Here is a 10404-nt window from a genome sequence, read left to right on the forward strand (position 1 = left end):
CGAAACAGACTGTACGGATACCTGCTTCATATACCTGCTTCATAGCAGCGATACGGCGCTCAATGCTCGAAGCAGAGTCCATATCGTTCTTGAAATTTTCATCTAGTGTGTTGATCGACCATGAAACGGTTACTCGTCCAAGCTTTTTCAGCAGATCAATATCCCGTACCACAAGATCCGACTTTGTGCAGATCAGAATATCTGCGTCACTGCCGATCAGCTGCTCCAGAAGTTTTCTGGTATTCCCAAATTGCTCCTCCTGTGGATTGTAGCCATCTGTCACAGAACCGATGACCACCCGCTGTCCGGCATATTTCTTCGGATTTTTAATTTCCGGCCAATGCTTCACATCAAGGAAAGTGCCCCATTCCTCCTTGTGCCCGGTAAAACGCTTCATAAAAGAAGCATAACAATACTTGCAGGCATGTGTACAGCCCACATAGGGATTGACCGAGTAACCGCCTACCGGCAGACTAGACTTAGTCATGATATTCTTTGCTTCCACCTCACGAATGAGGATTCCATTTATTGCTTCTTCCATGATTTCTGTACCTCTAACACTTTATTAAATTCTTCCGGCATTTCCTGAATCATATTTTCATCCCCTATAATAGGAACAAGGTCTTCCTTCATAAACACCGGAATGCCGAGCTTATGTGCCTGGTCCGCCAGAGACCATGCCCATTCCGGCTCCGTATGAATCTTCCTGCTTTGAGCTCCGGTCATGGTGCCCACAACGACCCAATTGATTCCGGAAAGGTCAACTGTACCAGGATCATCAAATAACGGCTCAAAGGTAACATGATAATGTTTTGCTCTGATGTTTTCCCGAAGGGCGTCGATACGCCACAGTTCTACTTTTCTCGTCACCGTAACGCCAAACCATGCGTTTTCCAGATTGGTATCAAAATCCAGCAAATCAGGTTGCTTGGTAAGGAACAGGAACTGATGCTGTGGATTTTCACGGATCTTTGCAAATACCTCGTCTCTCCATTCCGGCTTCCATCCGGAGAGATCGCTCATCCCAGTAAGAAGAAAGTTCTGCGGACGTTTCTTTTCCATCATCTTGAGCTTACCCGGAAAGAATTCAGGGTCAGCAAAGTCATCGATCATATGCCAGCGTTTCACGTTGTTGCGGGCATAGCAATATGTGCACCCCACTGTGCAGCCAATGACGATATTCATGTTCTGAATCTGATCTTTGATACAAATACTCATGACTTCTGCCACTCCTCAAGATTCTTTCTGATGCGGTCGAGGCATTCCTCAAACCGGGTAATTTCTTCCTCTGAAAAACCTTTGTAGTAAATTTTGCCCATCTCATCAGATACATAATCGTACTCGCCCTTTAAGGTATGTGCTTTCTCAGTCAGAAACAGGAGTGTTTTCCTTTTGTCCATTTCAGACTGAACACGGCTTATCAGCCCTTGATTTTCCATTCTTTCCAGCATCGTAGTAAGAGATGTTATCGCTAATCCGCATTTAGTCGAGAGTGACTTGATTGAGATACCATCCCCCTGCCACAGCACATAAAGAATACGTCCCTGGGCTCCATTAAACGCATCAACATTCTTTTCACTGAGAATCTTCTCGAAAATCCGGTCTCCAAGCTGTTTTATTTTGGTAACAAGAAATCCTCCATTCATTTCCATACAAAACCTCCTATATAGTAGTTTGTTAAAAACGTACTATATAGGAGGTTTGTTGTCAAGAGTTTATATGTCTCAATAGGTAAATTCCAATTTATAGAGATATTATACATCTATTTTTATCCTATGTTTTATAAATTCTGAAGAACAATCTATACTTCTATGAATAAAGGACAACACAATACTTTTAAAAAGGTATCACCCGATTTTTTCAGTATAGAAATCTTTTCTTTTTCGATTTCTTGAAAACCATATTCTTTGATATAATTTTTGTATGCAAGCATATATAGATAAACTCAACCAGGAAGATATTCAATCCAGTCTTCCTTCTTTCTATCAAATCAAGGTCATTGACTCTACTGCCAGCACCAATTCATGGCTATCAGAACATACAGATCTACCTGAAGGAACGGTTTTGATCGCAGATCATCAAACACAGGGAAAAGGAAGAAATGGCCGCTCATTTTATTCTCCTTCAAATAGCGGCACCTATCTTTCTTTATTATTAAAGCCCAAAGAAGATAAAGAGTGCGTCCTACACTATACAGCCTTAAGTGCCTTATGTATGTGTAAAGCTATTCAATCTGTATATGGATTCTCCCCTTCAATCAAATGGTTAAATGATATTTATTTTCACGATAAAAAACTTGGAGGTATCTTATGCGAAGGAAAGCTGCAGCAGGAACGCTTTGATTCTTTGATCATTGGCATTGGCATAAATGTCCATTCCTTTATTTATCCTGAAGATATTGCTTCTATTGCCTGTGCTGTTGAAGATTTTGTTCCATTCAAAAAACCTCGCAATATATTGATCACAAGTTTTCTAGAGTCTTTTTATGATTACTATACCAATCATCATTCTTTTCTTCAGGCATATAAAGATCATCTTGCCTATATTAATCAAACAGTAAGGATCCTGCATCCCCAGAAAGAATATAAAGGAACGATCTTAGGAGTCGATGATTCTTTTCGACTTGTCATAAAAAAAGAGGATGGATCGATCGATCATTTATCCTCTGGTGAAATATCAATTCGACTTTGAATCCAGTCATGAAGTTCTTTAGCAAGATCTTCCTGGCTGATTTTTTTATATTCTGAAGCACGAATCGGTTTTCCATATTCAATTTCAAGTTGTTTAGTATGATCAGATGAAATATCCAGTGTATAAGCTTTTTTTAAGGCAACTGGCACAATTGTAGCTTTTGATAAATAAGCCGGCAACAAAGCACCTGCCTTGAACTCATTCATCGTATCTCCTTTTGATCTAGTTCCTTCAGGAAAGACCAAAAGATTCTTTTTTTGTTTAAGCTCTCTAGCAGCTTCTCTTAGCATATGCACATTGCCTTCTCTAGATTCACGATCAAAATGGATCGTACCTATATTTCTAGCCCATCGGCCAAAAATAGGCATGGTTTCATTCTCTTTTTTTGAGATAAAAGCCAAATGAACCGGACAACTTGCCAAGACAAGAGCTGGATCCAATGTACCTTGATGATTGGATACAAAATAAATCGTTTCCTCTTTAGGAATTGTTTCAATTCCCTTAACAGATAAATTGTATCCTAGATATTTCAAAATAAAACGGCTCCATTTTTCCAGTCGAACCTGTGCTTCCAACTGACTTTTTTTCTCATATATCTTTGAGCTAACCCAGGCAACAGGCAAAACAGGTAAAGCTCGAATGATCTTAGATGTTTTCATGAGATTCCTTTCTTTGAACCAGGGCTGTCGCCATGGCAAATCCTCCATCATGGGCAATCGATACTTGAATCGTATACCCTTGATACTGAATTTCTTTTGGTGGCTCTACTACAATTTCCTTTAGCTTTATAGGAATCGGTAATGCTTTGATAATGGCCTCTCTAGCGGCAAAGCGCCCTGCCAAAAACTCTTTTTGTCGATTTGAAGAATAATTTGAAAATTGTTCATATTCTTGTTCACTCAAGATCCTTCTGGCAATTTTGTAAGGATCCTTGATTCGATCGATATTTACAATATCACAACCGATCCACATTTATTCCACATCCTGTAAAGCACAAAGAATTTCACCATATGCGACTTTTTTATCGTCCACATAAGCTTCACAACCGGCAATACAAATACCACCGATCATACGTTTAAATTGAACCTTCATCCTTAATACATCCCCTGGTACGACCACAGACGAAAAACGCATCTTATTGATTCCCGCAAACAAAGGAATCTTTCCACGATTTTCTTCCTCTTTTAATAGATACACAGCTCCTGTTTGTGCCATAGCTTCTACGATCAGAACACCCGGCATAACACTTTGTTGTGGAAAATGTCCTAAAAACTGCATTTCATTGGCACTGACACACTTGATTCCAACAATGGTTTTGGTTTCTTCATCAATGGATTCAATTTTATCAACCAATAAAAAGGGATATCTATGCGGAATGATCTTTTTTATATCTTCGTTTGATAACAACATACTAATCCTCCCATTTTTTGAATACCAAGGATGCATTATGTCCACCAAAACCTAAAGAGTTGCTCATGGCATAATGAATATCTTGATGACGTCCTTGATTTGCGACAATATCTAGATCACAGTCTGGATCTGATTCTTGATAATTGATCGTTGCCGGGATAAAACCTTCCTGTAAAGATTTGATAGAAATAATAGCTTCCACAGCTCCACTGGCCCCTAACAAATGCCCTGTATTGCTCTTGGTTGAAGAGATAGCTAATTTATAAGCGTGGTCTTTAAAAGCTGCTTTAACAGCCATCGTTTCTGTCTTATCGTTTAGTTTTGTACTCGTTCCATGAGCATTGATATAATCGATATCTTCTGCTTTGATACAAGCATCCTGTAATGCCTGTACCATGGCTTTGGCACCACCTGAGCCATCATCCAATGGTGCTGTAATATGATGTGCATCGCAGCTAGAACCATACCCTACGATCTCACCATAAATTTTGGCATTGCGGGCCTTGGCATGCTCTAATTCTTCCAGAATCAAGATCCCGGCACCTTCACCCATGACAAAACCACTTCTCTGTTTATCAAAAGGAATGCTGGCTCTTTTGGCATCATCTCCAGTATGTAAAGCACGCATTGATTGGAAGCCGGCAATAGCTAATGGAGTGATCGCAGCTTCACTGCCACCAGCTAACATAACATCTTCATAGCCGTCACGAATTCTATGAAAAGCTTCTCCAATCGCATTAGAACCAGCCGCACAAGCTGTTACAACACAAGAAGTTGCTCCTTTTAAGCCCCAGTCAATTGCCACCTGTCCTGCTGCAAGATTGGCTAAAGCCATAGGAATAAAGAATGGAGAGACTCTTGAAGCTCCTCTTTCGCTTAACGTATGTGAAGCTAATTCAATTGATTCAATACCCCCAATTCCTGAACCAATGATGCATCCAAAACGATCTGCATCCGAAATTTCTTTATCAAATCCAGCATCCTGCATCGCTTGTTTAGAGGCTATACGAGCAAACTGTGTAAAACGATCATTAAACTTTAGATCACGTTTAGAAAAATAAGCTTCCATGTCTAGATCTTTTACTTCAGCCGCCAATTTCACCTTATAATCACTTGTATCAAAGTGCGTAATCGGAGCAATTCCACATACTCCTTCTTCAATACTATTCCATAAAGCATTTACATCATTTCCAATAGGAGAAATAACTCCTAAACCTGTAATTACAACTCTACGCATAATTCCTCCTACATGATCATGCCGCCATCGACATGAATCGTTTGACCTGTTACATATTTAAAGGCATCGCTTGCCAAGGCAACACATACATTGGCCACATCTTCTGGTTGTCCAAATTGTCTTAATGGAATTTGTTCCATCATCTTCGCTTTGTCTTTCTCTGCCAGTTTTGCGGTCATATCCGTTTCGATAAAGCCAGGTGCAATCGCATTGACTCGTATATGACGAAGCGCCAATTCTCTAGCTGCAGATTTTGTCAAACCAAGCACACCGGCTTTGCTGGAGGCATAATTGGCCTGCCCGGCATTTCCCATGATACCTACAACGCTTGACATATTGATGATCGAACCACTTCTTTGTTTCATCATGATCCTTGAAACATGTTTGATACAATTAAAGGTCCCTTCCAGATTCACGGCAATGACCTTATGAAAATCTTCATATGACATTCTTAACATCAAACCATCTTTATTGATTCCTGAATTATTTACCAAAACATCTATTCTTTCAAATGTCTCAATACTCTTTTCAACCATTGTTTTTACTTGATCTTCATCAGATACATCCGCTTGAACAACAAGTGTCTTTACACCCAATGCTTCAATTTCCTGCTGTGTATTTAAGGCCGCTTCTTTAGAACCATTGTAGTTGATGACGATGTTATAACCTTCTTTGGCAAAAGCTAAGGCAACAGCTTTTCCAATACCTTTGGCAGCCCCAGTAATCAATGCTGTTTTATTTACTTGTTCCATGTTTGCAGCATCCTTTCTACATCTTCCATTGTATTGATCGTAAATACATTCACTTTGCGATCGATCTTTCGAACAAAACCTGTCAGTGTCTTTCCTGGACCAATTTCGACAAATGTATCGACACCATCTTTGATCATATTTTGAATCGTTTGTTCAAAATAAACACTTTGACAAATCTGCTGCTTCAAGATCTTGATCAAATCTTCGATCGTTTCATATTCATGAACTTTTCCATCCACGTTGTGATACACAGGAATAGAAGGTAAAGATAACGAACTTGTCTTCAACACTTCTTCAAGTTGATTGCTGGCAGGAGTGAGTAAAGAAGAGTGGAAAGCTCCGCTGACACTTAAAGGTAAAACTCTTCGCGCTCCTTTTTCCAATAACATTGGTGCCGCCATTTCTAAAGCTTCTATTTGCCCGGTAACAACAATTTGCCCTGGACAGTTATAATTGGCCACTTCAAGAACCAACCCTTTTTCATTTACTTCTTTGCATACTTCCAAGATCTTGCTTGCGTCTAATCCTAGAACTGCACGCATTCCCGTTGTGTTCTGTGGCAAGGCATTGGACATTAAGATCCCTCTTTGACGTACGATATTAATTGCAGTTTGTGCATCCATTGAACCTGCACAACATAACGCACTGTATTCTCCTAAGGAAAGGCCGGCACATACATCTGGTTTTATACCTTTTGATTTCAATCCTTCTAAGATCATCAAAGAAGCTGCCACAATCGAACTTTGTGCATAAGCTGTATCATTCAATGTTTCCTGCGGCCCTTCAAAACAAAGCTTTTTTATGTCGTAATCACAATGTAGGTTATCCATCAATTCTTTACTTGAAGGGCAATGATCATAGAAATCTTTTGCCATTCCTACAATCTGTGAGCCCTGCCCCGCAAATAGAAATGCTGTTGTCATTGTTCTTTCACCTCTCCTTTTAATTGATTCATTAATGTATGTACATCAATGATTTCATGAATCTTTTCGGCACTTGTTCCACAAAAGAACAAGCCATTCTCCATATCTCCTTTAACCGCTCGAATCAAAGCACGAGTTATACAGTAAGGCGTTGAACTTGGAGTGCATGGAAGCATGCAAGCCAAACAATTTGAAACGCTTTGATTTGACTCTGTTTCCGTTCTTTTGACAAACTCATTTTTAATGGCCCTGCCTGGAAAACCAGCCGGGCTTTTTACATAGACAATATCTTCCTTTTTTGCCTTTAAGATCATCTGTTTAAAATTCTCATGGGCATCACATTCGTTTGTCGCAATAAAACGTGTTGCCATCTGTACACCAGAAGCGCCTTGATCGATATAGTTTTGAATATCTTCATGTGTAAATATTCCACCAGCAACAAAAACCGGAATCTGTTTATTATATTTCTTTTCAAATGGTACAAGTTCTTCTAAAACCTCTTTTAAGATTTGTTCTAGCGTTTGATATGTTCCGTCTTCTAGATCTTTTTTCTTAAAGCCTAGATGTCCTCCTGCTTTTTGACCTTCGATTATGACAAAATCTGGTGTTGTATTATGATGTTTATCCCATACACGACACAACAATCGACATGCCTTGGCACTTGATACAATTGGTGCCAACATGATCTTGCCCTCTGCATACTTTGGCAAATCTAAAGGTAGTCCAGCTCCAGATATGATCGCATCTGCCCCAGCTTCAACAGAAGCTTTTACATAGGATTCATAATTTCTGGATGCAACCATAATATTGACTCCTAGAAGCCCGCGTTTTACTTCATTGGCTTTTTGAATTTCCTTTTTTAATGCTCGAATATTAGCTTCTAAAGAATTAGTTTCAAAATCTGGTTCATTAAATCCAGGCATAGCGGCTGAGATAACACCCATACCGCCTTCTTTTCGAACAGATGATGCCAAGTTTGATAAAGATACACCTATTCCCATACCACCTTGAATAATTGGAACTTCTAAGATTTTATCTTTTAGCTTTATAGGTCTTAACATTAGCATTCCTCTATTTTCTTTTTCAGTTCTTCCAGTTGTTTTTTAGAATCATTCATCATATCTTCAAAGATTTCTGATAGAGGACGAATTTCCTTACATAAGCCGGCAACCTGCCCCATCATGACAGATCCAGTTTTCATATCGCCTTCAAAAACAGCTCGTCTTAATCCACCAAGAGTCAATTTTTCCATTTCTTCAGGTTTGGCACCTGCTTTTTCTAATTTTAAATACTGACGGCTCATTGAATTTTTTAAGATACGCACCGGCGTATTTAAAGTTCTTCCAGTTACGACCGTATCTGTATCCTTTGCCTTTAAGACAGCATTTTTATAGTTTTCATGAATTGGACATTCTTCACTTGCCAATAAACAAGTTCCTAACTGAACACCACAGGCTCCTAAAGATAGAGCTGCATTAAAACCTCTGCCATCTGCAATTCCCCCAGCTGCAATGACTGGAATATCCACTGCATCAACAACTTGAGGTAATAAAGCCATCGTTGTCTGTTCATTGACATGTCCACCAGCTTCTGTTCCTTCGGCAATGATTCCATCAGCTCCTGCTCTTTCCATACGAATCGCAAGAGCAACACTGGCTACAACAGGAAAGACCTTAGTTCCTGAAGCCTTTAACATTTCCATATATTTTCCTGGATTTCCTGCTCCAGTGGTTACAACAGGCACATGATTCTGTGCAATAACTTCCATGATGGCATCTGTTTCCGGATTCATCAACATGACGTTGATGCCAAATGGTTTATCTGTCAAAGAACGAATTTTTTGAATACTTTCCTGAACTTGCTTGGCATTCATAGCCCCTGTTCCAATAATACCTAATGCTCCGCTTTCTGAAACTGCTGCAGCAAATTCAGGTGTTGCGATATTGGCCATAGCGCCTTGAAATATAGGATATTTGATATTAAGCATCTGATTGATCATCATGTTTTCCTCCTTCGATATGAATCTTGCAGGCTGCCCAGGTAAATCCTGCCCCAAAGCCAACTAATACAAGATTCATATTTTCTTTGATCTTGTTTTGTTGCCATGCCTGGCCTAGCGCCAATGGAACACTGGCAGCTGATGTATTACCAAATTGATCTAAATTGATAAACATCTTATCCATTGGAAATTTCATTTTCTTGCTGACATATTCTAAGATGCGAATATTGGCCTGATGGGGAATCATTAAATCGATTGAATCAATGCTCTCTTCTTTTAGCACATGTTCGATCGCATCTGGCATGGAGCGTATCGCAAAGCGGAAGACTTCTCTTCCATTCATGCTAAGATAAGGTTTCTCTTGGGCTATATTTTTCAATTCTGGTTGTAAAGAACGCCCGGCACAATATAGTGCCTTATCTTTATCTCCTTTGGACCTAGCATAAAAAGTCATGTTAGAACCATCGTTGCAGCGTTTGATCAGGACGGCTCCTGCTCCATCACCAAACAAAACACAGGTATTGCGATCTTTCCAGTCTAAGATCTTAGATAAAGTTTCTGCCCCTATCACAAGAGCTATACCTTTATCCAACATTCTAGAAGCACACTGTAATGCATAAATAAATCCACTACATGCTGCATTGATATCAAAAGCCATGATGGGATCCTCATTAAGACCTAGAGCTTCCTGCACTAAACAAGCACACGATGGTGTGACATTATCTGGGGTACAGGTCGCCACGATAATTAATGAAATTTCATGTTTATCGATATGATTTTCTTTAATAGCTTTTTTAGCAGCTCTGATTGCCAGATCACTGGTATTTTCATTTTTTGATACTGTTCGCTGCTTGATGCCGGTTCTTGACTGGATCCACTCATCACTTGTATCTACAACATTCTTTAACATGTCATTAGTTACACAATTTGAGCCATAAGCATAGCCACAGCCAATTATCTTGACATTTTCCATGATCCTTCTCCTAAATGACGAAATTTTTCATAACGTTTTTCTACCAGCGTAGTCGTTTTCATCTTAGTCAGTTCATTCAATGTTTCTTTCAACATAAGATCCATCTTATCGACAACACTCTGTAGATTTGAGGCTGCTCCACCAAATGGTTCTGGTACGATTTCATCAATTACTTTTTTCTCTAAAAGGTCTTTGCTGGTAAGCTTCATCACATCGCAGGCTTCTTTAGCACGTGAGCCATCTTTCCACAATATAGAGGCAAATCCTTCAGGAGATAGAATCGAGTAAACTGCATATTCTAACATGAAGATCTTATCGGCCACACTTAGTGCAAGAGCTCCACCGCTTCCTCCTTCAGAAAGAACAAAGCATATAACAGGTGTCTTTAATGAAGAAAAGGTATATAGACAATCGGCGAT

Annotated in this window: 13 protein-coding genes and 1 pseudogene; 1 reads left to right on the top strand and 13 read right to left on the bottom strand. The window is 39.5% G+C overall.

Annotated features, from left to right (window positions below; all coding sequences use genetic code 11):
• The 3 genes from HMPREF0367_RS09845 to HMPREF0367_RS09855 all read right to left on the bottom strand — a co-directional run.
• The coding region (locus HMPREF0367_RS09845; RefSeq protein WP_035403832.1) for a radical SAM protein at nucleotides 1–541 on the bottom strand (541 nt) is incomplete at its 3' end.
• Entirely contained in the window at nucleotides 526–1218 is a 693-nt protein-coding gene (locus HMPREF0367_RS09850; RefSeq protein ID WP_035403833.1) for a radical SAM mobile pair protein A, read from the bottom strand. The genes HMPREF0367_RS09845 and HMPREF0367_RS09850, both read right to left, overlap by 16 nt.
• Entirely contained in the window at nucleotides 1215–1652 is a 438-nt protein-coding gene (locus HMPREF0367_RS09855) for a radical SAM mobile pair system MarR family transcriptional regulator (RefSeq protein ID WP_035403835.1), read from the bottom strand. Before HMPREF0367_RS09855 ends, HMPREF0367_RS09850 begins: the two co-directional genes overlap by 4 nt.
• Nucleotides 1653–1923: 271 nt before the next feature.
• On the opposite strand from HMPREF0367_RS09855, the gene HMPREF0367_RS09860 reads away from it, so the two are divergent.
• Nucleotides 1924–2691, top strand: coding sequence for a biotin--[acetyl-CoA-carboxylase] ligase (locus HMPREF0367_RS09860; RefSeq protein WP_051335255.1), 768 nt, complete (start codon nucleotides 1924–1926; stop codon nucleotides 2689–2691).
• Here HMPREF0367_RS09860 and HMPREF0367_RS09865 read toward each other — a convergent pair.
• From HMPREF0367_RS09865 to HMPREF0367_RS10600, 10 genes and pseudogenes are all read right to left on the bottom strand, one after another.
• Nucleotides 2655–3350 (bottom strand): lysophospholipid acyltransferase family protein, encoded by a 696-nt coding sequence (locus HMPREF0367_RS09865; protein WP_022356711.1) that lies wholly within the window; start codon nucleotides 3348–3350, stop codon nucleotides 2655–2657. The genes HMPREF0367_RS09860 and HMPREF0367_RS09865 overlap by 37 nt on opposite strands.
• Nucleotides 3337–3663: a holo-ACP synthase gene (locus HMPREF0367_RS09870; RefSeq protein WP_035403837.1), complete on the bottom strand. Its 327-nt coding sequence runs from the start codon at nucleotides 3661–3663 to the stop codon at nucleotides 3337–3339. Before HMPREF0367_RS09870 ends, HMPREF0367_RS09865 begins: the two co-directional genes overlap by 14 nt.
• Nucleotides 3664–4101, bottom strand: coding sequence for a 3-hydroxyacyl-ACP dehydratase FabZ (gene fabZ / locus HMPREF0367_RS09875; protein WP_015535183.1), 438 nt, complete (start codon nucleotides 4099–4101; stop codon nucleotides 3664–3666). It lies immediately after the preceding gene.
• A gap of 1 nt (nucleotide 4102) precedes the next feature.
• Nucleotides 4103–5338: a beta-ketoacyl-ACP synthase II gene (gene fabF / locus HMPREF0367_RS09880; RefSeq protein ID WP_229027166.1), complete on the bottom strand. Its 1236-nt coding sequence runs from the start codon at nucleotides 5336–5338 to the stop codon at nucleotides 4103–4105.
• Nucleotides 5339–5346: 8 nt separating this feature from the next.
• Nucleotides 5347–6090: a 3-oxoacyl-[acyl-carrier-protein] reductase gene (gene fabG, locus HMPREF0367_RS09885; protein ID WP_015535185.1), complete on the bottom strand. Its 744-nt coding sequence runs from the start codon at nucleotides 6088–6090 to the stop codon at nucleotides 5347–5349.
• A complete protein-coding gene (fabD, locus tag HMPREF0367_RS09890) occupies nucleotides 6078–7013 on the bottom strand; it encodes an ACP S-malonyltransferase (protein WP_035403841.1) in 936 nt (311 codons plus the stop codon). Before fabD ends, fabG begins: the two co-directional genes overlap by 13 nt.
• Entirely contained in the window at nucleotides 7010–8074 is a 1065-nt protein-coding gene (locus tag HMPREF0367_RS09895) for an NAD(P)H-dependent flavin oxidoreductase (protein ID WP_035403843.1), read from the bottom strand. The genes fabD and HMPREF0367_RS09895 overlap by 4 nt, the downstream gene beginning before the upstream one ends.
• Nucleotides 8074–9015 carry a nitronate monooxygenase gene (locus HMPREF0367_RS09900; protein WP_035403845.1) on the bottom strand — a complete coding sequence of 314 codons (942 nt, stop codon included), beginning with the start codon at nucleotides 9013–9015 and terminating at the stop codon, nucleotides 8074–8076. Before HMPREF0367_RS09900 ends, HMPREF0367_RS09895 begins: the two co-directional genes overlap by 1 nt.
• The gene (locus tag HMPREF0367_RS09905) at nucleotides 8993–9985 is read right to left on the bottom strand and encodes a beta-ketoacyl-ACP synthase III (protein ID WP_035403846.1); all 993 of its coding nucleotides are present in this window, start codon (nucleotides 9983–9985) and stop codon (nucleotides 8993–8995) included. Before HMPREF0367_RS09905 ends, HMPREF0367_RS09900 begins: the two co-directional genes overlap by 23 nt.
• Nucleotides 9967–10404: pseudogene (locus HMPREF0367_RS10600) on the bottom strand (acetyl-CoA carboxylase carboxyltransferase subunit alpha); the annotation flags it as partial. The pseudogene HMPREF0367_RS10600 and the gene HMPREF0367_RS09905, both read right to left, overlap by 19 nt.

It is taken from the genome of Faecalitalea cylindroides ATCC 27803 (assembly GCF_000469305.1).
Lineage (GTDB): Bacteria > Bacillota_I > Bacilli_A > Erysipelotrichales > Erysipelotrichaceae > Faecalitalea > Faecalitalea cylindroides.

Coding starts and splice junctions, on each gene's coding strand:
- HMPREF0367_RS09870 (WP_035403837.1), bottom strand. CDS start 3,663: ATGTGGATCGGTTGTGATATTGTAAATATCGATCGAATCAAGGATCCT.
- HMPREF0367_RS09895 (WP_035403843.1), bottom strand. CDS start 8,074: ATGTTAAGACCTATAAAGCTAAAAGATAAAATCTTAGAAGTTCCAATT.
- HMPREF0367_RS09865 (WP_022356711.1), bottom strand. CDS start 3,350: ATGAAAACATCTAAGATCATTCGAGCTTTACCTGTTTTGCCTGTTGCC.
- HMPREF0367_RS09900 (WP_035403845.1), bottom strand. CDS start 9,015: ATGATGATCAATCAGATGCTTAATATCAAATATCCTATATTTCAAGGC.
- fabD (WP_035403841.1), bottom strand. CDS start 7,013: ATGACAACAGCATTTCTATTTGCGGGGCAGGGCTCACAGATTGTAGGA.
- fabF (WP_229027166.1), bottom strand. CDS start 5,338: ATGCGTAGAGTTGTAATTACAGGTTTAGGAGTTATTTCTCCTATTGGA.
- fabZ (WP_015535183.1), bottom strand. CDS start 4,101: ATGTTGTTATCAAACGAAGATATAAAAAAGATCATTCCGCATAGATAT.
- HMPREF0367_RS09860 (WP_051335255.1), top strand. CDS start 1,924: ATGCAAGCATATATAGATAAACTCAACCAGGAAGATATTCAATCCAGT.
- HMPREF0367_RS09855 (WP_035403835.1), bottom strand. CDS start 1,652: ATGGAAATGAATGGAGGATTTCTTGTTACCAAAATAAAACAGCTTGGA.
- HMPREF0367_RS09905 (WP_035403846.1), bottom strand. CDS start 9,985: ATGGAAAATGTCAAGATAATTGGCTGTGGCTATGCTTATGGCTCAAAT.
- HMPREF0367_RS09850 (WP_035403833.1), bottom strand. CDS start 1,218: ATGAGTATTTGTATCAAAGATCAGATTCAGAACATGAATATCGTCATT.
- fabG (WP_015535185.1), bottom strand. CDS start 6,090: ATGGAACAAGTAAATAAAACAGCATTGATTACTGGGGCTGCCAAAGGT.